The organism is Pseudomonas sp. App30, assembly GCF_047947025.1.
Taxonomy (GTDB): Bacteria; Pseudomonadota; Gammaproteobacteria; order Pseudomonadales; family Pseudomonadaceae; genus Aquipseudomonas.
This window is the reverse complement of record NZ_CP133165.1, coordinates 1,120,603-1,144,971: the sequence shown is the minus strand read 5'-3', so window position 1 is coordinate 1,144,971 and position 24,369 is coordinate 1,120,603. Positions and strand designations below refer to the sequence as shown.

Genomic DNA, 24,369 nt, shown 5'->3' with positions numbered 1-24,369 from the left:
TGGCTGCGATCGCGGGGTGATCTGACGGGTGTAAGGGTTGTCATTTTTGTTCCCTCGGTGCCGCGAGGCTTTCAGTCCAAGCGTTCTGGTCTGTAAGCTAGCGCGGCCATGAGTTGCGAAAGGTTGTCGGCCAGGGTCAGCATCTGCTGGCCTTGTATTTCGTCGTGCTCGCTGTTTCGTTGCGAGGATGGGCGTACGCAACTGATGCTGCCCACCACCTTGCTGTCGCTATCGAATATGGGGGCCGCCAGCCCGAAGACTTCCACATCGACTTCGCCACTGCTCAGTACATAGCCCTGCCGGCGTAAGCGTTGCAGTGAGCGCCTGAACTGCTCCCATGTGGCACCCAGGTTGCTGGTGGCGACCTCTTGGGGATTCTCCAGAAACAGCTGGCTTTGTTGCCTCGAACTCATGTTGGCCAGAATCACCTTGGATGTCGCCCCCATGAACAGCGGGCGGGGAGAGCCGCGCGAATAGCTCACCCGGTCTGCCAGGCTGCCGGTTTGATGAATGCAGACGACTTGATCTTTGAACAAGCGGCACACCAACCAGACTTGCTCGCCTTCCCACTGTGGGAACATCTTCTCCAGGCTTCGAGCGGCCCGTACAAGCGGATCACTGACCCTCAATTGGCGGTCCCAAGTGATGATCCTGGCGCCCAGTGAATAACGCCCGGCCTCTGACTGAAATAGTAAGTTGGCATCGGTCAGTTCGCGGACGTAACGATAGGCAGACGAGCGGGTATAACCCAAGGCGGCGCTCATGCCATCCACCGTCCAGATGGGATGCTGCTGGGTGAATAGGTCAAGGATGCGCAACATGCGCTCAAGGCTTGATCCCTTGCTTTCATGCAGTTGTTCACAAGCGGCTTCAGCGTCAATTGGTTGTTGCATTTCAGTGCTCTTTTACGAATGAAGGCACGGGCGCCCACGTTTCAGGTGTCCGAGGGCGAATGCGCATGCCTGCTTTTGTTTTTGTTGTCACGGCATACGTGGCCTTGACTGAGGCTGAATCTATACCTGCATACAAATCCTGTAAATCAGGATATTTGATAAAATCCCATTTTACGGGATTTTTGTGCGATATGCGCCATTCAGTAGCCAACAGAGCACGCTTAGGGAGCCTCCTATTCTCAGGGGGGAAAGCATGCGACCTCTCATCATGAGTTGCTCGCTCTTGGTGCGTATGCGCTGAGGAAAACCTCTAGGGCGCTATCAATTGCCTGATTGACAGATCCGCTCTGAGGCTCGTGAGCCAGTCCCCACAGCTGCTGTTCAACGATGCCTGCCTCACACAGGACTTTGAAGTGAAGCGCACAGGTTTGTGGATCAGCCTGACGCAGTTGCTCTTGATCCATAGCGCTAGTGATAACGCTCATCAAATCATTCAAGGTCCTGCCGGGCCCGTTGGCGTAGAAGATTCGGCTAAGTCCAGGCGCGCGAAGCGCCTCGCCGATAATCAGGCGGTGGATAGCTAGAATCTCGGGTTTCAGCGACAACCTGAGCAGGTTGTGGGCCAGTACACGTAGCCTGATTTCGAGTGGTGCGCTCGGACTGGGTAGATCCAAAAGGTTGTCGCAGACGTCGATTCCAGCGGCGACGACGAATGCTTCAAACAAACTCTCTTTGTTTGGAAAGTAGTTGTAGAGGGTCATTCTTGATCCCCCGACTTCAGCTGCAACGGCAGCCATGGAGACGGCGGCGAAACCGTGATGCAGAAAAAGCTTGCCTGCCACTTCAAGAATGACCTGTCGACGTGCCTCGGTTTTGACTCGCATGGCATTCCTCCGCCCCTATAACTGGACAGCATTGTACATTTATATTGACTGCTGGAAAGGCATCTTCTATAAATGAACGGCTCGGTTCAATAAAGGGGTCAGGAGGTGGTTTTAGTGCTCGACATAAATAAGGCAGGCAGCGTGCTGAACGTGCGGCGGGCGGGTGTGACGTGCCAATAGTGAAGCCCTTGTACAGCATGGGGCGCCAAAGAAAGCTTCCCGCTTTAAAAGGCTGCCTATCGTTGTGGCCATCGCGCGCCGCTGCGCTTTTCAGTGCTCATACAACCGCAGCAGCGCTTATGGCCTTGGTGATCGCACAATGGTGTGGTCTGCATCATCCTTGGTGGGCGGCCATGACCGTCTGGCTGGTAGCCCAGCCTACACGCGGACTGTTTATCGCCCGCATTGGCGCCAGGCTCGCTGGCACGGCCGTCGGAGCGATGGTGGGGGGAATGCTTCTAGCGTTGTTTTTTGATCACCACGTTTGGCTGATGATGGCCCTGGCAGCTTGGATCACCCTGTGTGCAGGGGCCGGTAACCTATTTCGGCATTTTCGTAATTACGCTTTCGTTCTGGCAGGTTATACAGCCGCGATCGTTGCGTTGTTCGGTATCCTCGATCCAGTGTTCGATGTCGGTCTTGCGTTAGGGCGCTTGTACTGCACCGTCATAGGTGTGCTTGCGTCCGCATTGCTGTCCTGGCCATTTACGGCAAGGTCCGAGTTTCCTGACCGCCTACGAGCACGTCTTGAGACGCTGGTCGTGGCCGCAGTGGGATATAGTCTTCGACGTCTGCGCTCGGCTGGCGCGCACGATGGAACTGACCTGAATATCGTGCTGAGGGAAATGGCCGAGTTCGACGTCTTGCTGGATCAAGTCGCGGCAGGCTCGGGTAGCTCCCGGCAGTTTGCAGCATGTGCCAGGCACACACTCGATGCGATCGGCGACCTTCTGATCTGGTCCAGTCACTCCGCTGTAGGCGGGTCATTGCGGATATGCATGGACGTGACGGCAGCGATGCAGGGGCCTGCGGCAGTTCCAACGCTCAGGGCGGTTATTTGTGAAGTTTGCAGACATCCTCAAAACCTGGCCACAGGGCAGATATTTGTTGATAAGTTGAACTACATTTGTACCTCCTTGGATAGGCCCGAGCCACTGCGGGTATCTCTTGCTACGCGTCTAAAACAACACAACTGGCGCAACGTGGGTGTTGCGGCGATTCGGCCCCTAACTGCCATGACCATTGCCACGCTGGTGTGGTGGTCGTGTGATTGGTCCTATGGCCCGGTGATGGTCATGACCGCCGTTCTATTCGCTTCGCTGTTTTCCAGCCACAAACAGCCGGACGCTGCGATGAAAGATGTATTAGCAGGTACTTGCGTCGGCATTGTGTTGGGATTGGGGTATCGCTTCTGGTTGCTTGAGCTAGCTACCTCGCCTTGGCAGCTTGCCTGTTTCACTGCGCCATTCTTGCTTGTAGGGGCGTTGCTGATGGCTCGGCCCGCGACTGCGAAAATGGCTATCGACTTGAACATGACCTTCCTGCTGATTGCACAACCGAGTCTGCAAACAGACACCACCCTGACCCACTCACTTTGGCAGGCATTGGCTATCCTGGGCGGGGTTCTGACGGCAGTCTTGACTTACCGCCGGCTGGTGCCGAATGCGCCGCATAGCGATCGATTACGGCTGGCCCAGCGCATTGCCGTGCTGACCTTACGATTGCCCAATACGCAAAGCGCCGCAGCCCGTACGGGTCTTTATGAGCAAATCAAAGTGCTCCTGGCGCAGCTGAATCGCATCGATAAACAGTCAACAGCATTGCTCAGTGCCGCATTTGAATGCGCAGCGATTGCACAACACATGTGTGATCACATGTTCGAGGCAAGTCGCTGTACAGCGACCGATGACCACTTGGTGCAAATCGTTGCAGCCAAGCTAATCACGCATCTGCAACCTCATCCCTACCACCATTAGATAGGAGACATTACCGTGTCTGACCGTCCTTCACTTTGGCAGAACTTTACCGGCCAATACATTGCGGGCGCTTGGCGCTCTGGCAGCACTCGCAAGGTTCTTGAGAATCGCAACCCGTTTGACGATTCGTTGCTGACAGAAATTTCGTTGGGCGACTCCGCCGACCTAGACGAGGCGTATCGGGCCGCCGCCATTGCCCAGAAGGCCTGGGCGTTAACTTTACCCGCTGAGCGCGCTGCGCTGTTCATGCGCGCCGTGACCATTCTGGAGGCACGGCATGAAGAGATTGTCGAATGGCTTATTCGCGAGTCTGGCAGCACGCGGACCAAGGCAGAGATAGAGTGGTCCGCCGTGCGTTCGACCATGATCGCAGCGGCGACAATGCCGTCAAAAGTGGTGGGGCGTATCCTGCCAATTGATACGCCCAACAAGGAAAGCCGTGTATACCGTAAACCGCTTGGAGTCGTAGGCGTTATCAGCCCCTGGAACTGGCCGATGCATCTTTCGAACCGGTCGATTGCGCCGGCATTGGCACTGGGCAACACAGTGGTTGTCAAGCCGGCTGACGATACGCCCGTGACGGGTGGGCTGCTGCTGGCGAAGATATATGAGGAGGCAGGGTTCCCCCCTGGTGTTCTGAATATCGTGGTTGGGGACGTTGCCGACCTGGGTGATGCATTCACGTTGCACCCTATCCCCAAGTTTATCTCATTCACCGGTTCAACCCGGGTGGGGAGGCACATCGGCGCCTTGGCGGTGACTGGCCCTACGCTAAAACGCGTGGGACTGGAGCTGGGGGGTAATGCCCCTTGCGTGGTGCTTGATGATGCTGACCTGGAGTTAGCAGTGCATGCTGCGGTGGTAGGACGCTTCTTGCATCAAGGCCAAATTTGCATGAGCAGCAATCGAATCATTGTAGATGCATCGCTACAAAAGGATTTCGTCGAAGCATTCGTTGCGCGTGTACGACAGCTGAAGGTGGGCGATCCGAATCTCCCGGACACGGTGATTGGCCCATTGATCAACCGCCGCCAGTTAGAAGGTGCCGTAGCCAGGATCGAGGCGGCTAAAGCCCAGGGTATCGAGTTGGTGCTGGGGGGCGCAGCGGCGGGCCAGGTCCTGCCGCCCCATGTTTTTGTCAACGTCGACAACTTGAGTGACCTCGCACAGGCGGAGCAGTTCTGTCCTGTTGCACCGATTATCACCGCCCGTGATGAGGCGCACGCGCTGGAGCTGGCGAACCAAACTGAGTTTGGGCTCTCGTCTGCGGTTTTCACGCAGAACGAGGGGCGTGGGCTGCGATTTGCCCAGCAAATTGAAGCAGGTATGACCCACATCAACGACATCTCGGTGAACGATGATCCAAACAACATGTTTGGAGGAGAGAAGAACAGCGGGATCGGGCGATTCAATAGCGAGTGGATCATCGCCGAGTTAACCTGCGACCATTGGATTTCTGTGCAGCACAAACGGCGTACCTACCCGTTTTAAGGTGTTTACTGATGTGCCTGCCGAACTGGCGCCCATGAAAAGCGTCAGTATCGGCACGGGTACATCGGTTGATTATCGGTCTTCTTCGCCCCCCGGGCATTCCCAAGAGTCGCTGGGCCTGCAAAGTTGGCGCACCGGTTGCGCTCCTCCTGGAAAACAGTCCGCCTGCCGTTCTGCAGCCAGGTGCCAGACCTGCTCATTGTCCAGGTTTAGCTGGCAGCACTCCTATTTTGGGCTGTCGAGCTGATGTCAGGCACCTAACTCTGCCAGCCTGAGCCGCCCCTTCGAAGATTTACAAAAAAAACTCGGAATACTTAAAACGTTGGAACAGCGCTCTATCTCAGGGGTTTCAGCGCCTGAATTTTAGGCAGCACTCCGATTCCCCTCTGTCCACCACTCTGATTCGCATGACGGTATCGAAAAGAGGGGTTGAAATGGTTCGTATACTGAGCATATTGTAATGGCGAGTCGCATTTCTTAAAAAACAACAAGGACAATGCTATGCAATTCCACCTAAATGGTTTCCAACCTGGCGATCCAGAGCTTCATCGTGCGGAGCAAGGCCAGGGGGTATTGCCAGAAACAGTCGATGTATTGATCGTCGGTAGTGGGCCCGCGGGCCTGGTACTGGCGGCGCAGCTTGCGAAATTCCCGAACATCATTACCCGCGTGGTTGAGCGCCGTGGCGGCCGACTGCAGTTGGGTCAAGCCGACGGGATCGCCTGCCGCAGCGTGGAAATGTTCAACGCATTTGGCCTGGCTGAAAAATTGGTCCGCGAGGCTTACTGGGTCAACGAAACAGCATTCTGGCGGCCCAAGGCTGACGACCGCCACAGCATTGAGCGAACAGGGCGGGTACAGGATACAGAGGATGGCTTGTCGGAGTTTCCCCACGTCATCGTTAACCAGGCCCGTATCCAAGACTACCTGCTCGACAGCATGCTCAAGTCACCGCAGCGCCTGGAGCCGGACTATCACTTGGAGTTGGAGGATGTCACGCGTGACGACCATCCTACTCACCCTGTGGTGGCCACCCTCAAGCGCACCGATGCCGAGCACACGCTGCAGGTCCGCGCTCGATACTTGGTGGGTTGCGACGGGGCTCGCAGCAAGGTCCGCGCTGCGATTGGCCAGCAACTTCGTGGAGACGCAGCCAATCATGCATGGGGTGTGATGGATGTACTGGCTGTGACCGACTTCCCGGACATGCGCCTCAAGGTCGCCGTGCAGTCAGCGTCCGCAGGAAACATGATCCTGATACCTCGTGAGGGCGGGCACCTAGTTCGTATGTACGTGGATTTGGGGGAAGTGACTGAGCAAAACCGCACCGCCATCCGTGAAACTACCGTCAACCAACTCATCGCCACCGCGCAACGAATTTTGCATCCCTACACGCTTGAGGTGAAGGATGTGGCCTGGTTCTCCGTGTACGAGGTTGGCCAGCGCCTAACCGACCGCTTCGATGATGCAGTGGACGCAGATGGGCAAGTACGGGAACCGCGGATATTCATCGCCGGCGATGCGTGCCACACCCATAGCGCCAAGGCCGGGCAGGGGATGAACGTCTCTATGCAGGACGCATTCAACCTGGGCTGGAAGTTAGGGGCGGTGCTGGAAGGTCGTAGCCCGGCGAGCCTGCTGGCCAGCTACTCCCACGAGAGGCAGCCCGTGGCACAGGAACTGATCGGGTTCGACAAGGAGTGGTCGGCCATGATCGGCGCGAGACCAAAGGACCCTTTAAACCCAGGTGCCGGGGGCGTTGATCCTACAGAATTGCAGGAATATTTTGTCAAGGCAGGCCGCTATACCGCTGGGGTCGCTACTCATTACCATCCTGGGCCCCTCATAGGCGCAAACACTTGGCAGGAGCAAGCCCGGGGGCTGGTCATCGGTACGCGCTTCCACTCTGCGCCTGTGATCCGCGTCGCCGATGCGCGCTCGGTACACCTCGGGCATGCCGCGATTGCTGACGGCCGCTGGAGGCTGTATGCCTTCGCCGATGCGTCAGGTCAAGGTATTGCAGCGTTGTGCGAATACCTGGCGAATAACCCAGAGTCGCCTGTGCGACGATTTACCGGCGCAGGCGCCGACCTGGATAGCGTGCTTGATGTGCGCGCAGTGTTCCAGCAACCCCATCGGCAAATCAAGGTCGAGCAATTGCCGGCTTTGCTGCTGCCACGTAAAGGGCGCTTCGGACTGATCGACTATGAAAAAGCTTTCACAGTGGATCCTTCGGCCAATATCTTTGAGGCCCGGGGTATCGATGCCATTTATGGCGCCATGGTTCTGGTGAGGCCTGATCAGTATGTCGCTCACGTGCTGCCACTGGACGCCTATCCTGAGCTGGAGGCATTCTTGCAATCAGTTTTTATCCCGCAATAGAAGGCTCTCAATCGTGTCAGTCGACGCTCAACCTCGGATTCTCGTGCATACCGGTAGCCTGATCCGCCGTGCCCAACAACGTCATGTGGCCATCTGGCAGCAAGCTGTGTCCACGGATGTGACAAGCGTACAGTACGCAGTGTTGCTTGTGCTTGAACAACGCCCTGGCGTCAGCCAGCGGGAGTTGGGGGACGAACTCGACCTGGACCGCTCGACCATCGCCGAACTCGTGGCGCGCATGGTGCGCAACAGTGTGGTGGAGCGGGTAGGGGATACACAGGACAAGCGCCGTAATACGCTGTACTTGACCAATCAGGGGCGAGCTCAACTGGAGCAGCTGCGGCCTAGGGTGGAAACCGTTGAGCAGATTTTGACGCGGCAATTAAGCGCCTCGGAGCGTGAGCTTTTGCGAGACCTTATAGAGCGCTTGCTCGTCGCCGCTGACTGACTTCTGACTGTAACCGCTGAGGAGACGGAGCGTGCCTAGGTCTACCATCATACCCCGCGGGTATGTGGTAGACCTAGGCTATATTGGGGTTGCTGGCCAGTGCGCGTAAAGATGGGTACACGTCCGGCAGTGCGAGCTGCCGGCCAACTATAAAAACAATCCGAGTGACTAAGCCATGCACACGCCTTTTCTAGGCCAGCGCAGCGAAGTATTCAATCAAGCAGACCCCCACGCGGTGTCGTTGTACGTTAACCAGCATGTGGGAAGTCATTGCATTCAACTGCCCAAGGCCAGTCGCCCCTTGGCCCACCTGAACCATCGCGCGTTCGCCGAGCTGGATCTGTGTCGTATCACCTATGGCGCACCGGTGCGTGTTGTGTCACCCGCTTTGGAGCGCTGTTTTCATCTGCAAGTGTTGCTGGCGGGGCACTGCCTGTGGCGCCGAGGGCGCGAAGAACACTTTCTGACGACGGGTGAATTGCTACTGATCAACCCCGATGAACCCGTGGATCTGACCTATTCGACCGACTGTGAGAAGTTCATCGTCAAGATCCCCCTGCGCCTGCTGACGGACCTGTGCGAGCAACAACGCTGGGTTGTCCCATCCCCCGGGGTGCGGTTTGTGCAGAGCCGGTATCGGTTAGACGATGTGCAAGGCTTGGTAAGTCTACTGGGCATGGTCTGCCAAGAGGCCGAGGAGGTCGAACCGCAGCCCTTGGTACAGGCCCACTATACGCAAATCATCGTCAGCAAGCTGCTTTGCCTGATGAAAACCAATGTCCAGCACACACCGCAAGCGGGCCAAGCGCTCAACTTCCAGCGCGTGGCGGACTACATCGAACGCCACCTGCGGCAGGAATTGGATACCGACAACCTGGCAAGCCTGGTCAACGTCAGCCCGCGTACGTTGTATGGCCTGTTCGAGCGCAACGCCCAGGCTAGCCCCGCGGACTATATTCGTCAGCGCCGTCTGGCAAGGATTCATGCTTGCCTGAGTGACCCCCAATGCACGGTACGCAGTTTGTCCGAGCTGGCCATGGACTATGGATTCATGCACCTGGGGCGTTTCTCCGATCAGTATCGCAAGCAATTTGGCCAGTTGCCCTCGGAAACGTTGCGTCAGCGACGCTACGAAGTTGCGAAAAACGGATAGTGGTCTGCGAAAAACGGCTATCGACAATACTCACCCATTCGTACGCTGGAGGTGCCTGAACAATAACAACGGAGGCCCTGGCCATGACCCTGGGAATCGATTACCTGAATGCCTTGCTGCAGGAAGACCATGAGCAGGGCATCTATCGCTGCAAGCGCGAGATGTTCACCGACCCACGGTTGTTCGACCTGGAGATGAAGCACATCTTCGAGGGCAACTGGCTGTACCTGGCCCACGAAAGCCAGATTCCCAACATCAACGACTTCTACACCACGCAAATGGGCCGCCAACCCATCTTCATCGCGCGCAACAAGGCCGGCGAACTCAATGCCTTCCTCAATGCCTGCAGCCACCGTGGTGCCATGTTGTGCCGGCACAAAACCGGCAACCGCGCTTCCTATACCTGTCCGTTCCACGGCTGGACCTTCAACAATTCCGGCAAACTGCTGAAAGTGAAGGATCCCAAGGAAGCTGGCTACCCCTCCAGCTTTAATTGCGAAGGCTCCCATGACCTGACGAAGGTCGCGCGCTTCGAGTCCTACCGCGGCTTCCTGTTCGGTTCCCTAAACCCAGACGTGCCGTCTTTGCAAGAGCACTTGGGCGAGTCGGCGAAGATCATCGACATGATCGTCGACCAGTCTCCAGAAGGCCTGGAGGTGCTGCGCGGCTCCAGCAGCTATGTGTACGAGGGCAACTGGAAGCTCACCGCCGAAAACGGCGCCGACGGTTATCACGTCAGCGCCGTGCACTGGAACTACGCCGCCACTCAGCAGCAACGCCAGCAGCGCGAGGCCGAGACTGCCGCCAAGACGATGAGCGCTGGTGGCTGGGCCAAGCAGGGTGGAGGGTTCTACTCGTTCGATAAGGGCCACATGCTGTTGTGGACTCGCTGGTCTAATCCTGAGGACCGTCCGTTATACGAGCGTCGTGACGAACTGGCGCAGAACTTCGGTAGCGCCCGTGCTGACTGGATGATCCAAAACTCGCGCAACCTGTGCCTGTACCCCAACGTCTACCTGATGGACCAGTTCAGCTCGCAGATCCGCATCGCCCGCCCCCTGGACGTCAACCGCACCGAGATCACCATTTACTGCATCGCGCCCAAGGGTGAGAGCGATGCGGCACGCGCCCAGCGCATCCGCCAGTACGAGGACTTCTTTAACGTCAGCGGCATGGCCACCCCCGATGACCTGGAGGAGTTCCGCTCATGCCAGATGGGCTACCAAGGCAGCAGTACCGCCTGGAACGACATGTCGCGTGGCGCCGAACACTGGGTGCAAGGCGCCGATCAGGCCGCTCGGGAAATCGATTTGCACCCGCTACTCAGCGGTGTGCGTACCGAAGATGAAGGCCTGTTCGTTATGCAGCACAAGTTTTGGCAGGAAACGATGATCAAGGCACTGCAGGCCGAGCAGGCCAAGCGCATTGCCGTGGAGGTGGTGCAATGACTATTGCCTACGAGACGGTTCGTGACTTCCTTTTTCGCGAAGCTCGCTACCTGGATGACAAGGACTGGGACAATTGGCTGGAGCTATACGCCCCGGACGCTAGCTTCTGGATGCCCAGTTGGGACGACAACGACGAACTGACCCAGGACCCGCAACGCGAGATTTCTTTGATCTGGTATGGCCGCCGCGATGGCCTGGAGGATCGCATCTTCCGCATCAAGACCGAACGCTCCAGCGCCAGTGTGCCCGACACCCGCACCTCGCACAACCTGAGCAACATCGAGCTGCTGGAACAGGGCGACGGTGTGGCGCAGGTGCGCTTCAACTGGCACACCCTGAGCTTTCGCTACAAGACTGTGGACAGTTACTTCGGCACTAGTTTCTACACCCTGGATATCCGTGGCGAGCAGCCGCTGATCAAGGCCAAGAAAGTGGTGCTGAAAAACGACTACGTGCGCCAGTTGATCGACATCTATCATATCTGAGGCGGCCATCATGACTTACAAGATCGCACTGAATTTCGAAGATGGCGTCACCCGCTTCATCGACAGCAGCGCCACTGAAACCGTGGCCGATGCAGCGTACCGCCAGGGTATCAACATCCCCCTGGACTGCCGCGACGGCGCCTGTGGCACCTGTAAATGCTTTGCCGAGGCCGGTCAATACGACCTGGGCGAAGAGTACATTGAGGATGCGCTAACCGAGGAAGAGGCCACCGAAGGTTATGTACTGACCTGCCAAATGCGCGCCCAGAGTGACTGCGTGGTGCGCGTGCCGACGTCTTCCGATGTATGCAAGACCAAGCAGGCCAAGTACGAAGCCACCATCAGCGCTGTGCAGCAGTTGTCCGATAGCACCATTGCCCTGAAGATCAAGGGTGAGGCCCTGGCCCAGTTGGCCTTCCTGCCGGGGCAGTACGTCAATCTACAGGTGCCGGGCAGCGAGCACACCCGTGCTTACTCTTTCAGCTCGCTGCAACGCAATGGCGAGGTCAGTTTCCTGATCCGCAATGTGCCGGGCGGCTTGATGAGCAGCTTCCTGACCAGCCTGGCCAAGGCCGGTGACAGCATGACGTTGGCAGGGCCTTTGGGCAGCTTCTACCTACGCGACATCCGCCGGCCGCTATTGCTGCTGGCCGGCGGCACCGGTTTAGCGCCGTTCACTGCGATGCTTGAGCGGATTGCCGAGCAGGGCAGCGATTACCCGGTGCACTTGATCTACGGCGTGACCCACGACATAGACCTGGTGGAAACCGAGCGGCTGGAGGCTCTTGCCTCCCGCATCCCCAACTTCACCTTCAGCGCCTGCGTGGCCAGCCCGGACAGTACCTATCCGCGCAAGGGCTACGTGACCCAGCACATCGAGCCAGGGCATCTGAATGATGGTGATGTAGACGTCTACTTGTGCGGTCCGCCGCCGATGGTCGAGGCCGTCAGCCAATACCTGCGTGACCAAGCCATCGTGCCTGCCAACTTCTACTTCGAAAAATTCGCAGCTGCATAAGCGATCTCGGCGCCATGACGCGGCCTAGTGGCAGCTGCGACGAGACTTCGTAGCAGCTGCCCCAGGGTGCGTCATGGCCCCAAAGAGGAACTTTCATGAACCGATTTGACAATAAGATCGTGCTGGTCACCGGCGCCGCCCAAGGCATCGGCCTGCGTGTGGCTCAGCGCCTGGCCGCCGAGGGTGCGCGACTGGCGCTGGTGGATCGCTCCGAGCTGGTTTACGAACTGGAGCATCTGCCCAACAAACCACTGGTTCTGACTGCCGACCTGGAACAGTACGAGGAATGCAGCCGCGTAGTCGCTGCGGCGGTCAAGCATTTCGGCCGCCTGGACGTGCTCGTTAATAACGTCGGTGGCACCATCTGGGCCAAGCCCTTCGAGCATTACGAGCCGGCGCAAATCGAAGCCGAAGTGCGCCGATCCCTGTTTCCCACTCTGTGGTGCTGCCATGCCGCGCTGCCAGTGATGCTGGCGCAGGGCAGTGGTGCCATCGTTAACGTCTCGTCCATCGCGACACGCAGCCTCAACCGAGTGCCTTACGGCGCGGCCAAGGGCGGCGTGAATGCGCTCACCGCCTGCCTGGCTTTCGAAACCGCTGGGCGCGGCGTACGCGTCAACGCTACTGCCCCGGGTGGCACGCAAGCGCCGCCACGGCGCATTCCGCGTAACAGCGCCGAGCAGAGCGAGCAGGAAAAGGTCTGGTATCAGCAGATAGTCGATCAGACTCTGGACAGCAGCCTGATGCATCGCTACGGCACAGTGGATGAGCAGGTGGGCGCGATTCTGTTCCTGGCTTCGGATGAGGCGTCATACATCACCGGAGTGACATTACCGGTAGGCGGCGGAGACCTGGGTTGACCAAGGCACGCTCCTGCCAATTCAACGGCTCAACACCATAACAACAGGAACATCACAATGACCGTGAGAATTTCCCATACACCAGAGCTGCAGGCGTTTTTCCTGCAAGTCACTGGCGCCGCTACCGACCAGGGCAGCCCACGGGCTAAACAGATTCTGTTGCGTCTGGTTACTGAACTGGCACGTGTTCTGGAAGACCTGGAAGTCAGTGACGATGAGTTCTGGGGCGCGGTGGATTATGTTAACCGCCTTGGCGCCAGCAACGAAGCGGGCCTGCTGGTGGCGGGGCTGGGCATCGAGCACTTCCTTGACTTGCTGCACGATGCCCGCGATGCTCGCCTGGGGCAGGTGGGCGGCACCCCGCGTACAATCGAAGGACCGCTTTATGTGGCTGGTGCCCCCCTGAGCCAGGGCCAGGCCCGCATGGATGATGGCAGCGAGGAGGGGGTTGCCACGCCGCTGGAAATCCATGGCGTGGTACGTGATACAGATGGCAACCCTATCGCGGGGGCGGTTGTTGATCTGTGGCATGCAAACACCCAAGGTACTTACTCCTACTTCGATGCGCAGCAATCAGACTACAATCTGCGGCGACGCATCGTCACCGATGAACAGGGGCAGTATCGTGCCCAGTCAATCGTGCCGTCGGGTTATGGCTGCAACCCAGCCGGTCCGACGCAAGAATGCCTGGACCTGCTGGGGCGTCACGGCCAGCGCCCTGCCCATATCCATTACTTCATTTCCGCCCCGGGGTACCGTCACCTGACCACGCAGATCAACTTGGCGGGAGACAAATATCTGTGGGACGATTTCGCATTCGCCACCCGGGACGGTCTGGTGGGGCAAGTGGTGTTCAGCGAGCACGACGAAGGGGTGGAAGGACGTGTGGCACAGTTGGAATTTGACTTCTGCCTGCAGCCTACTCTCGCCGTCGCAGAGCAACAGCGCAGTAGTCGCCCGCGGGCGCTGCAGACGGCGTGACTGCTGTGAGGAGTTCATTCAGGGATTGTTCACTGTCAGCAGTGGTGGCGGGTTTTCTCGCCACATTGATTTCCTATGCAGGCCCGTTGGTGATCGTGTTCAACGCTGCAGCCCAAGGCCACCTCACCGCGCAGTAGATTTCATCATGGGTGTGGTCCATATCCATAGGCGCCGCGCTGCTGGGGGGCGGGCTGTCCCTGTTATATCGGGTGCCAGTGGTCATTGCCTGATCTATCCCTGGGTCGGCGCTGCTGGTCTCAGCCTTACCGCAACTGGGCCTGAATCAGGCCATCGGCGCCTATCTGCTGGCCAACGTGCTGTTGCTGTTTGTAGGCTGCACTGGGGTGTTCGATATGCTGTTGGTGCGTCTGCCAGGCTCCATTGCCGCTGGCTTGCAGGCGGGCATTCTGTTTGCCTTCGGCATTGAGGCTTTTCGGGCGTTGTCGATTCAGCCTTGGTTGCTAGGCTCGATGTTCCTTACCTACGTGGTGTTGCGCCGAACCTGGTCACGCTACGCGATAGCCGGAGTGCTGGTGGTTGGGATAGTGATCACTACAGTGGCCGGAAAATTTCACGGTGACGCGTTGGGGCCGGGTTGGGCAACACCCCAATGGATCATGCCGCAGTTTAGCCTGACGGCGGCATTGAGCCTGGCGCTGCCATTGATGCTGGTGTCGCTGACGGGGCAGTTCATGCCGGGCGTCGCAGTACTGCGAAACGCCGGATATGGCACGCCCGCCAGTCCGATCATCATTGCGGCGTGCTGCTGGCGCCGTTTGGTTGTCATGGCCTTGACCTGGCTGCCGTCACCGCTAGCTAAAGAAAGCCAGGATGACGGTCGACTGGAAAAGGTGCTCAGATCCTCGCTGGTGGGGGGCAGTACCTTCCACGTCGTCTGGCCTAGCAGCAGGCAAATGGCGCCCAAGGTACGCGCGTTCGTAGACTTTGTTGTGGCGCATTTTGCTGAGGGGCTGGTCATCTGATTTGCTAACCTGCCTTTGGAAAACCCCTCAAGAATATGGGTGTTAGGGCTCAACACATTGGTACTGTTCTGGTCATAAAAACAAACCGAGCTGAAGCCATGCCGTCCTTCGATTTAAACGAAGCGCCCAGCCTGCTGCACCTGCGTACCTTGGTGCGGGTCGCAGACCATCGCACCTTTTCCGGCGCGGCGCGCAAGATGCTCCGCACCGCTTCGGTGGTGCACGACGGCATTGTGGAACTAGAGCGGCAACTGGGGGTTGCGTTGTTCGAGCGCTTCCCTGGGGGATGGCAGTTGACCCCCGAAGGTACCTGTGTGGTATGCAGAGCACGCCGCATTCTAGCTGAGCTGGCCGTGTTGCCAGCTTTGCTGGGGCAGCCCCCGGTGACTGTGCACGAGCAACTGTACCTGCTCAATGCCCGGCGCCTGGGGGCTTTCGTCATGTTATGCAGGGTGCGCAATATGGGGCGGGTGGCCAAGGCCTTGTCGGTGACACAGCCGGCCATCAGCAGTGCGGTGAAGACGCTGGAGACCGGTACCGACAAGGTGTTGTTTGAGCGTTCCGGACGCGGTGCGCAACCCACCGAAATGGCGTTGGCGATCTTGCCCCCGATTACGCGTGCCCTCAACGAACTAGGGCATATCGAAGCGGACTTGGCTGCTCTTCAGGGGCGATTGAGTGGCAAAGTACGAGTAGGCGCATTGCCGCTAAGCCGCACCCGGCTGCTACCGGTAGCGGTGGTGGCGCTGTTGGACCGGTACCCCCACGTGCAGGTGGAAACCTTCGAAGGCACGTTCGAGCAACTTGAGACGGACCTGCGAGCTGGTGACCTGGACGTGCTGTGCGGTGCTTTGCGTGATCCGGGGGATAGCGAATTGACCGGGGAAGTGTTGCTCCATGAAAGCCTGGTGATTGTGGTCCGCTCAGGGCATCCGTTGTTGGGAAGGGCATCAGCACTGGCCGACTTGCATGCGGCACAATGGATCATGCCGCGCCCACAAACGCCTGCGCGGCGACTGGTTGAACAGGCGTTTCAGGCACAGCATCTGGAGCTACCGATGCCGTGCGTAGAGTCAGGGGACATGGCGATCATTCGCGGCCTATTGGCCCGCAGTGACTGGCTGGCCTTGGTGTCTCGTCATCAGTTTGAAACGGACGTTGCGAGCGGCGAGCTTGCGGTGTTGCCTGTCGAGCTACCTGCCACCCGCCGAGCGATAGGTTTGATCATACGGCGCCATGCGCTACATCCCCCCGCCGTGACTGCAATGATTGAAGCTCTGCGCGCCACGACTCTGGGAGAGGGCGAATCCGGAGAAGAAGGCGCCGCATGACATGAAGCATTAACGCCGGCTTCCTTAGCTGGCACGCAATCAAGAGGGATCAGTGGCCCAACGAGGCCACTACAGGGCTGCGGGCTGTTTTTGGTCCACTCATGAGGGAGAAGGCAGCCAATATTGCTGGCACGCCCAGTACGGCAAACACCAGGTTCATTGGCATGCCCAGGCTCAATAGGGTGCCACCTGCCAGGGAACCCGCAATGCCACCAAAGCGCCCGATGCCCAACATCCAGCTGACGCCTGTCGCCCGAAACGCGGTGGGGTAGAGGGCGGGCGCATAAGCGTTGAGTCCCGTCTGGGCGCCGTTGATGCAAAACCCCGCCAACAACACCAGAACGCCCAGAAAAGAACTGTTCACGGCCAGAAAGCCAATGGCGAACACGCAGCCAGCGCCGGCCAAATAGGCGAACGCGATGATCCGCCGCGGGCTGGTGCGGTCCATGGCATAGCCTACCAACAAGATGCCGGCCAGCCCGCCCAGTTGGAACAGCGCGGTGATCATCGCGGCGCGTTCAATCGGCAGGCCAGCCTCCTTGATCAGCGTTGGTAACCAACCAGTGAGCAGATAGATCACCAGCAGTCCCATGAAGTAGGTACCCCATAAGCTCAGCGTGATGCGTCGGTAGGGGCTGCTGAACAGTCCGGCGATGCGCCCGCCCGATGACTGGGGGGTGGCTTGCCCTTGGCTGATAAACCGTTGCTCAGGTGTGAACTGCCCTCCCATGGGGCGCAAGGCCTGGACGATACGTTCGGCAAGCATCTGCTTGCCGACCATGAATTCCACGGACTCGGGCAGTCCGCGCCACAGCAGCGGCAGTAGCAGAATCGGCAGAATCCCGCCCAGGATCAATAATGAGGCCCAGCCCCAGTGGGGCAGCGCCCAGGCGCTGACGAACCCGCCCATGGCCGAACCCAGGCCAAAGCCCATGAACATCAGTGTCACCAGCGAACCGCGCAAGCGTGCCGGAATGAATTCCGACAGCAGCGTGGTGCAGTTGGGCATGGCCGCCCCCAACCCCAGTCCGGTAAGCAGGCGCAGTGCCGCCAGTTGCAGCGGCGTCTGCGCCAGGCCGCTGAGCAGGCTGAAAAGGCCGAAGGTGGCGACTGACAACAACAGCACCCGGCGCCGGCCGATGCGGTCAGCCCATGGCCCCGACACCAAGGCACCGATGGCCAGGCCTATCATGGCCGCGGCCATGATCGGGCCGAACGCCGCCTTGGAGAGGGCCCATTCCTGCAGAATGGCTGGGGCAATAAAGCCCATGATGGCGGCGTCGAAGCCGTCGAGGGTGACGATGCAGAAACACAGGCACAAGATGCCCCACTGGTAGCGGGTCATGGGCCGTGCGTCGATCCACTGGCGTATGTCCACGGTAGGCGTTGTCATCGCAAGGTTCTCTCTTATTGTCAGGAAACGATTCAAAATCGCAGGGTGGGCCGCAGGCTGATGAAGTGTTGGCTTTTGCCGCCGGCTTCACGCAAAGCGCCGGCTACTTCGAAATATTCCCAGTCCAGGTCCAGTGTCAGATTGCGGGTGGCGAGCCAGCGCACGTACGTCTTGTAGATAGTGCCCAGGCGCCGGCTGTCGGTGTCGGTGCTGCCTGGCGCCAGGCCCATGCCGGTGAAATAAACGCCATCGTGGCTGTTCTGCTTCCATACGGCGTAGATGGCCGGCTCTATCCGCAGGGCGGGGACGGGCGAAAATGCCAGTTGCGGGCCGACGGCGATCAGGTTGGCGAGCGTGGTAATGCCAGCCTCGCCGTAATAGCCGTTCTTGCCATACAGCGGATCAAAGGTGCCGATGCGCTTGTCGCCACGCTGGCCGTCACCACTGGCCATGTCGGTGCGCAAGCCCAGGCGCGGTTGCCAGGGTGCATCGAAGGTATAACCGCTGCTGCCGGCCACCGCCCAGGCACGGATTGTGGCATCGCCCAGGTGGCCGGATTGGCCGGCGATATCCCAGCTCCAGTCCCAGCCGTTGGCCTTGCCGAATACCCGTGTACCGGTGGTGTAGCGCACTTCATCACCGATGACGCCAGCCAGGCTGCGGTTGCGGGTTTCCAGGTCCAGCGCGTAGAAGTCGAAGTTCCAGGGTTTGCTGAAATTGAAGGTGCTGTACAGGCCGGCGAAGACGATGTCATCGCTGGCCTCATCGTCGAACGACTTCAGCCCGTAGGCCACCGGGCGCAGGGCAAAAGCGTCGACCTTATAGCCCCCTGGGGTTTTGAGCATCAATTTCACGCCGTCCAGGTTGAATCTCAGGTTGGGCGCATCCCGATCGCTGATCAGCACCTGGTTGCCGTAGACCAGTTCCTGGCGGCCCAGACGGGTGGTGAAACTGTAGCCATTGTGCAGCGGCAGCTTCCAGTCGACGAACAGCTGCTGGAACTCGGTGCCGCTCTGGTCATTGGGCGAGTAGAACGCCTTGCGCCAGGAACGGGTGTCCTGCAACTGGGCGAACAGGCGCAGTTGATCGTCGAACAGGTGCACGTCGGCATAGGCCTGTATACGCTGCTGCAGGTAGCTGTTGGAATCCTTGCCACGCAAGCCGAAGAACGGCTGCTGGTGGCTGTCGGCGCGGTAGCGCAACTCGCCGCCGAAGGAAGCCCAATTACCGTCGCCAAAGGGCACGTAGCGCAAGGCATCCAGTGGATCGGTGCGTTTGGCCGGATCCTTGAGGAAGCGGTAGTCCTCGGCCCAGCGGGCGATCCCGGGACGCAGTGGGCGGGCGTTCTGTACGTCCGGCGGGGCCAGGACGTCGTCAGCCAGCACGCCGGTTGAGGTGCACAGCCAGGCGCAGGCGCCCGCTGCCAGATGTCGCACGGTCAGGGAGATAGTCATGTTTTTCCTGTCTTTTTGTTGTTGTCAGGATCAGGCGTAAAAAGGGCCGGCGCACCGGCCCGGTGTCACAGGTCCAGAATCAATCGCGCGCTTTTGGCCCGTGAACAGCAAGGTGTGAACTGGTCATTCGCCGCGCGCTGGGCTTCGGTGAAGAAGCTGTCGCGGTGGTCGGGAATACCGTCGATGACGCGTGTGACGCAGGTGCCGCACAGGCCTTGCTCGCAGGACACCGGAATTTCGAAGCCGGCGTCATACAGCACATCGACAATGGTCTGCTCGGCGCTGACCTGCAGGACTTCGCCGGAGCTGGCGATTTCGATCTCGAAAGCCTCGCTGGTGGCATCGACCTGTGGCGAGGCACTGAAGTACTCGCGGTGCAGGCGCTCGTCCGGCCAGCCAGCGGCGCGCCCGCTGCCCAGGATGTATTCCATGTACCCGCCAGGACCGCACACGTAGAGATGCGTTCCTTCAGGCGGGTTGGCCAACACCGTAGCGGCGTCCAGGCCTTGTTCGTCATCGAAGCACAGGTGCACGCGATCGCTGAACGGGCTGGCCAGCAGACGCTCCACGAACGCTGCACGATCACGGGTGCGTGCCGAGTAGTACAGCTCGAACGCAGCGCCCGCATGATGCAAGCGCTCAGCCATGCACAGGATTGGCGTAATACCAATGCCGCCAGCGAACAGCAGTGATTTCTGCGCCTGGCCGTCCAATTCGAACAGGTTGCGCGGTGCGCTGATCTGCAAGCGCTGGCCTTCCTCCACGGCGTCATGCATCTGCTGCGAGCCGCCTCGCGAGCTAGGCTCGCGTAGCACGGCGATCTGGTATCGGTGGTTTTCAGCGGCGCTGTTGCACAGCGAATATTGGCGCACCAAACCATCGGCCAGATGCACATCAATATGCGCGCCGGCGCTGAAAGGCGGTAGCGGCTGGCCGTCTTCACTGGCCAACTCGAAGCTGTAGATACCCTCGGCTTCCGCCTGTTTGCGGGCCACGATGACATTGATCATGCTGGCTTCCCCGGCGTTCATTGCGGTTGCACAGGGATGCCGTTTTCCAGCTGCGACAGGCGCAGCAGAGTACGGCGGCACATGATTCCGGGGCGATCCGGGGCGAAGCTCAGTTCCTCGACCGGCCCTGGTTCCTTGTCCAGCAGTTCCTGAATCCAGGTCAGGGCGTCCACGTCTTCCTGGTAGGCAGCGCGATGACTGTCCAGCACGTATTGGTCGATCTCGGCCTCGTCGTGGTGGAAGTCGCGGCTGTTGAACCACCAGTAGTGCAACGTGTTCTGGGTAGCGGGTGTGAAGGCGTGGGTAATGTTGACCTTGTACTCTTCGGCCTCTCCATCGCGTGGGTGCAGATTGACAATCTTGGCGTGGGCAATGTGAATGGCCGGCGACTCGAAGCGGGCGTCGGAGAAACGGTCCACGTCACGCCCTTCCAGTTTCATGGGGACCGCGTACACCGGTGGTGGTGGCGAGTTTTTCAGGGCGCGCAGGATGATCACCCGGTCGCCTTCCTGGCGTACGTCCAGGTCCGAACGCACGTAAGCCGGCGTACCGATACCGGTCTTGGCGTGCAGGATGGAGAAGTGGGTCTGGTCCAGCAGGTTTTCGTGCATGGCCACATAGTTGCTGTGGAACTGGAATTCACCGCCCAGGGTTTTCCACTCCGGATGCGCCAGCCAGTGGGTATCGGGCACCAGCGCCGGGTCGGCCTTGTCACGGTCCCCCATCCATACCCAAATAAACGGCGCATGCTCAATGATCGGGTAGCTGGCTAAACAGGCGTGGCCTGGCGGATTGGGCAGGGCAGGCATGCCCACGCACTGGCCACTGGGCGCGTAGACCATGCCGTGATAACCGCAGATGACGTCGTCGCCTTCCAGGCGGCCCTTGCTCAGCGGGAACGAGCGGTGGGCGCACCGATTGTTGAGGATCACGGGGGCGCCGGCTTCGGTGCGGTACAGCACCACCGAGGTATCCAGCAGGCGGCGTTCGAGCAGCGTGCGACCGACCTCGCTGCTGAGCGCTGCGACGTACCAGCAATTCTTGATCAAAGGGGTGCGATGGTCGGCCATCGCCTGGCCGCGCGCACGGGCGGGGCGGTGGGTGGTTTGCAGCATGGGCTAATCTCCCGATTCTTGTTATGGCGGCCTGTGGGGCAGGCTCGATATGGCTCGGGAATAACGGTATCGCCGGGGAGTGGGGGCTGTCGCGGCGGTAAGGTTGATAGCGTCGTCGGTTTTGCTTATGAGGGCCGGCGGTGGTGGATGCGCGGACTGTTCATCAGGCGGCGCAACGTTCGCGCGACAACCTATGGCCCGTTACTGGGTCGCACAAGATAGACGCGGTCGATCCTCGTTGGCATCATAGCTAAATGACTAAACCTTCTACTTTTCCGTGTTCGTCCAACGAAGATGTGCGCCGAGCGCGCCATACTCCTCAGCAAACCACGCGAGAGATACTGATCGCTGCCGAAGGCCTGTTCGCGGAGCATGGTTTTGCGGGTATGAGCATGAGCGGCTTGGCCAAACAGCTGGGGATGTCTGCTGCCACGGTACATAAGTATTTTGGCAGCAAGCGTGGGCTCGCGGAGGCCGTGTGTGGCCTGGAACTAGAACGCTTTGCTGGGCACATGGAGGCGGCCATTTCAACAGAGGACGGCACCGCTGTTGCTCTTGAACGTTTTGCGATTGCAGTACTGGCTTACAACTCCGGTTTCGCTTCTCCTACCCCAAAGATCTTTGAGCTGTATGTTTTTGCAGCTCAAAGCGACTGGACAGTGTTTCGAGCATTTCGAGAACGCGTCGTCCACTTGTTATCGAAGGTCCTTCAGGCAGGCGAAGTCCGTGGAGATGTGCGTGTGGGCGCCGCCGAATGTGTCGAGCAGGTGTTCGATGGCTTTTCGGCCATTCTCCACCCCTTGGTGGTAAGGGACTTTCGTTATCAAGGAGGGGGCCGCGCGCCAGCGTTAGCGCGTTTTCTCTACCAAGCCTTGCAGTGAGGGCCATGCTACATCAGTCTCGACGCGCGAGTGCAGCGGCTTGCCCCTTGTTCAGGCCGCTTGAGCAGCGCGCGTTCCTCGCCCTGTGCTGAGCACGGCGCAAACGCTTGAGCCAACATTCGCTGAGGGTTCTATCCACATTCTTTAAGTGGAGCCAATCAGCTATCACGGACGGGGGGCGCTAGCTCACTAGTGATAATCACGATGAAAGGTCACTATCGCTGGTACCAGCCTTCTGGCATCATCAACCTGAAGGTCACTCAGGGGCCGGATGAAGCTGCTTGGACGTCACTGAGCCAGTAACGCAACCTCCTGCTAAAGCAGCATTGATCCAAACCTGTTGGCCCCATTGCAATCCGAATTCCTTACACGGCTTTTCTCCAGCGGTCGCTAAAGGATTCGATCAAATTGCCGATGAATACTTCAGTTTATAAATCAAATTTTTAGTTCACTCACTGCATGGCTCGTCATGAAAGCGTCAGGGGCTGAAGAGTTTCTTTCTATTGTTTTGAATAGATGCGCAGAATTAATATAAATCGGTCTTTGGGAAAAAAGATGGGAAGCCGTGTTTCTGAATTAATAGCTCATTATCGTAAAGCTGATCGTGTTCTACTGTCAGTGCTGTGGTTTATATGGTTTTGCACTTTTGCGATGGGCATGTATTTTGAACAATGCTTGCTTGCGTTACTAGCAGGGGGGTTAGCTGTGCTTGCCTCGTTCTTTACGATCTTATGGCCTGGCCAGCGCAGGACACGTGTCACTATCGCAATGTCCGCTATGACGCTGATATCCGTCCAGATAGATATCAGCGGCGGCTTGGTCGAAATTCACTTCGGTATTTTCACATTGCTGGCGTTTCTGGTATTTTACCGAGATTGGCTACCCATCGTGGCGGCAGCGGCCACCATCGCCCTTGAACATATTGTTTTATATGCCATTCAACAGCAGGTGGCGTTAGTCCACGTTATCCATCATGGTGGCTGGGGTACTATTTTACTGCATGCGACTTACGTCTTTGTTGAAAGTGCAGTTTTAATCTATCTGTCCATACGTAGTCATCAAGAGGCTGTCGAGGCTGAATCATTAATGGCCGCTACTGTCGGGATAAGCCAGGCGGGTGAGGGGTATCTTGATCTCCGGCACAGAGCACAACCCTTTGGTACGGCGTCCAATGACTTCAACCATTTCCTGGACCAGTTGTCTGGTGTCATCGAAGGTATGGGACACGAAACGAACGATCTCAACACCGCGGTAACTATACTCGTCCAGGCGAGTGAGGCGCTGCGCACCGGGGCGGGGCGTCAGTTGGATGAAGGAGCAGAGGTAGCCGCGGCCATCACGCAGATGGGGGGCGGCATCCATCAGGTCCATGAGCACGCTTCACGGGCCATGCAGGCCGCGCAAGGTGCCGGTTATATAGCCAATGCAGGGCACGACGCCCTTAAGGACACACAAATCCAAGTTACTCTGCTTGCCCGGAGGATGGAAGATACTGAAATTGTGGTAAGTGATCTTGCCAAAAAAACGCAAGAAATCGGCGAGTTCGTCTCGGTGATACAGAGCGTCGCGCAGCGTACAAATCTATTGGCGCTGAACGCGGCGATAGAGGCCGCCAGGGCGGGCGACAATGGTCGTGGATTTGCAGTGGTTGCAGCAGAGGTTCGCAATCTTTCTACGCTAACTGCCCAATCGGCCTCGCAAATTGAGACGTTGGTTACGGCATTGATCGAAGGCAGTGCTCAAGCATCCGAAGCCGTCCAACAGAGTCAGGGTGATGTCAGGCACTGTGTTACCAATGTTCGCCGGGCGAGCGAAGTGTTGGAGTCAATTGCTGGTGAGCTCGAAAACATTAAACGTGTCAATTCTGGCATTGCCAATGAAGCGGCACTTCAGGCCCAAGTATCGATGACTATCCAAGGGCACGTGAATAACGTGCAAATCGTCGCCGAGCAAAACGCTGAAGCGGCTGTTCAGCTCGACCACTCTAACGGCGAGCTGCGTAACATCGTACTTCGGCTGGCCAGATTGAGCGGAAAATTTCTAGTGGCTCAGCATGACTCGATGCCTTCGGCGCAGCAGCATAAACAGCACCTTTAGTCTACGAAGACGCTGGTGGTGAGATCAGGAGATGTTGAATGCAGGGGGCAAGGATTCCATTCGGTGAGCGGGGGGGGGCACTTTAT

The 24,369-nt window shown here is 58.6% G+C and carries 20 protein-coding genes and 1 pseudogene; 15 read left to right on the top strand and 6 right to left on the bottom strand.

The genetic code is table 11. The features are described from left to right. Nucleotides 1-71: 71 nt before the first annotated feature. Both RAM80_RS05015 and RAM80_RS05010 read right to left on the bottom strand, forming a co-directional pair. Nucleotides 72-893, bottom strand: coding sequence for an IclR family transcriptional regulator (locus RAM80_RS05015; protein ID WP_416425131.1), 822 nt, complete (start codon nucleotides 891-893; stop codon nucleotides 72-74). Nucleotides 894-1,159: 266 nt separating this feature from the next. Further along, the gene (locus RAM80_RS05010) at nucleotides 1,160-1,777 is read right to left on the bottom strand and encodes a TetR/AcrR family transcriptional regulator (RefSeq protein ID WP_416425130.1); all 618 of its coding nucleotides are present in this window, start codon (nucleotides 1,775-1,777) and stop codon (nucleotides 1,160-1,162) included. A 197-nt stretch (nucleotides 1,778-1,974) separates the two neighbouring features. Here RAM80_RS05010 and RAM80_RS05005 point away from each other — a divergent pair, with 197 nt between their 5' ends. The 13 genes and pseudogenes from RAM80_RS05005 (at nucleotide 1,975) to RAM80_RS04945 (ending at nucleotide 16,333) form a co-directional block, all read left to right on the top strand. Then, a complete protein-coding gene (locus tag RAM80_RS05005) occupies nucleotides 1,975-3,753 on the top strand; it encodes an FUSC family protein (protein ID WP_416427416.1) in 1,779 nt (592 codons plus the stop codon). A gap of 15 nt (nucleotides 3,754-3,768) precedes the next feature. Next, nucleotides 3,769-5,244, top strand: coding sequence for an aldehyde dehydrogenase family protein (locus tag RAM80_RS05000; protein WP_416425129.1), 1,476 nt, complete (start codon nucleotides 3,769-3,771; stop codon nucleotides 5,242-5,244). Nucleotides 5,245-5,745: 501 nt separating this feature from the next. Continuing rightward, on the top strand, nucleotides 5,746-7,626 hold the full coding sequence (locus RAM80_RS04995; RefSeq protein WP_416425128.1) for an FAD-binding monooxygenase: 1,881 nt from the start codon (nucleotides 5,746-5,748) through the stop codon (nucleotides 7,624-7,626). A 13-nt stretch (nucleotides 7,627-7,639) separates the two neighbouring features. Further along, nucleotides 7,640-8,074 (top strand): MarR family winged helix-turn-helix transcriptional regulator, encoded by a 435-nt coding sequence (locus RAM80_RS04990; protein WP_416425127.1) that lies wholly within the window; start codon nucleotides 7,640-7,642, stop codon nucleotides 8,072-8,074. A gap of 175 nt (nucleotides 8,075-8,249) precedes the next feature. Further along, nucleotides 8,250-9,227, top strand: a complete 978-nt coding sequence (locus RAM80_RS04985) for an AraC family transcriptional regulator (protein ID WP_416425126.1) — start codon at nucleotides 8,250-8,252, stop codon at nucleotides 9,225-9,227. Between the two features lie 83 nt (nucleotides 9,228-9,310). Continuing rightward, on the top strand, nucleotides 9,311-10,675 hold the full coding sequence (gene benA, locus RAM80_RS04980) for a benzoate 1,2-dioxygenase large subunit (RefSeq protein ID WP_416425125.1): 1,365 nt from the start codon (nucleotides 9,311-9,313) through the stop codon (nucleotides 10,673-10,675). Continuing rightward, nucleotides 10,672-11,160 carry a benzoate 1,2-dioxygenase small subunit gene (benB, locus tag RAM80_RS04975; RefSeq protein WP_416425124.1) on the top strand — a complete coding sequence of 163 codons (489 nt, stop codon included), beginning with the start codon at nucleotides 10,672-10,674 and terminating at the stop codon, nucleotides 11,158-11,160. The genes benA and benB overlap by 4 nt, the downstream gene beginning before the upstream one ends. A 10-nt stretch (nucleotides 11,161-11,170) precedes the next feature. Continuing rightward, complete coding sequence (gene benC, locus RAM80_RS04970; RefSeq protein ID WP_416425123.1) at nucleotides 11,171-12,178, top strand: benzoate 1,2-dioxygenase electron transfer component BenC; 1,008 nt, start codon at nucleotides 11,171-11,173, stop codon at nucleotides 12,176-12,178. Between the two features lie 95 nt (nucleotides 12,179-12,273). Continuing rightward, nucleotides 12,274-13,038, top strand: a complete 765-nt coding sequence (locus tag RAM80_RS04965) for a 1,6-dihydroxycyclohexa-2,4-diene-1-carboxylate dehydrogenase (protein WP_416425122.1) — start codon at nucleotides 12,274-12,276, stop codon at nucleotides 13,036-13,038. 57 nt (nucleotides 13,039-13,095) lie between these two features. Next, a complete protein-coding gene (gene catA / locus RAM80_RS04960; protein WP_416425121.1) occupies nucleotides 13,096-14,019 on the top strand; it encodes a catechol 1,2-dioxygenase in 924 nt (307 codons plus the stop codon). Between the two features lie 5 nt (nucleotides 14,020-14,024). Next, nucleotides 14,025-14,836: pseudogene (locus tag RAM80_RS04955) on the top strand (benzoate/H(+) symporter BenE family transporter); the annotation flags it as partial. After that, entirely contained in the window at nucleotides 14,805-15,002 is a 198-nt protein-coding gene (locus tag RAM80_RS04950) for a LysR substrate-binding domain-containing protein (RefSeq protein ID WP_416425120.1), read from the top strand. The pseudogene RAM80_RS04955 and the gene RAM80_RS04950, both read left to right, overlap by 32 nt. Before the next feature lie 98 nt (nucleotides 15,003-15,100). Continuing rightward, nucleotides 15,101-16,333, top strand: coding sequence for a LysR family transcriptional regulator (locus RAM80_RS04945; protein WP_416425119.1), 1,233 nt, complete (start codon nucleotides 15,101-15,103; stop codon nucleotides 16,331-16,333). A gap of 49 nt (nucleotides 16,334-16,382) precedes the next feature. Here RAM80_RS04945 and RAM80_RS04940 read toward each other — a convergent pair whose 3' ends face one another. The 4 genes from RAM80_RS04940 to RAM80_RS04925 form a co-directional block, all read right to left on the bottom strand. Next, nucleotides 16,383-17,726, bottom strand: coding sequence for an MFS transporter (locus tag RAM80_RS04940; RefSeq protein ID WP_416427415.1), 1,344 nt, complete (start codon nucleotides 17,724-17,726; stop codon nucleotides 16,383-16,385). A 32-nt stretch (nucleotides 17,727-17,758) separates the two neighbouring features. Beyond that, a complete protein-coding gene (locus tag RAM80_RS04935) occupies nucleotides 17,759-19,180 on the bottom strand; it encodes an alginate export family protein (protein ID WP_416425118.1) in 1,422 nt (473 codons plus the stop codon). Between the two features lie 65 nt (nucleotides 19,181-19,245). Beyond that, nucleotides 19,246-20,190, bottom strand: a complete 945-nt coding sequence (locus tag RAM80_RS04930) for a PDR/VanB family oxidoreductase (RefSeq protein ID WP_416425117.1) — start codon at nucleotides 20,188-20,190, stop codon at nucleotides 19,246-19,248. A 17-nt stretch (nucleotides 20,191-20,207) separates the two neighbouring features. Then, nucleotides 20,208-21,305 (bottom strand): Rieske 2Fe-2S domain-containing protein, encoded by a 1,098-nt coding sequence (locus RAM80_RS04925; protein WP_416425116.1) that lies wholly within the window; start codon nucleotides 21,303-21,305, stop codon nucleotides 20,208-20,210. A 254-nt stretch (nucleotides 21,306-21,559) separates the two neighbouring features. Between RAM80_RS04925 and RAM80_RS04920 the strand changes: the two genes are divergently transcribed. Together RAM80_RS04920 and RAM80_RS04915 are read left to right on the top strand one after the other, a co-directional pair. Further along, nucleotides 21,560-22,186, top strand: coding sequence for a TetR/AcrR family transcriptional regulator (locus RAM80_RS04920; protein WP_416425115.1), 627 nt, complete (start codon nucleotides 21,560-21,562; stop codon nucleotides 22,184-22,186). Between the two features lie 516 nt (nucleotides 22,187-22,702). Then, a complete protein-coding gene (locus RAM80_RS04915) occupies nucleotides 22,703-24,283 on the top strand; it encodes a methyl-accepting chemotaxis protein (RefSeq protein ID WP_416425114.1) in 1,581 nt (526 codons plus the stop codon). Nucleotides 24,284-24,369 lie beyond the last annotated feature (86 nt).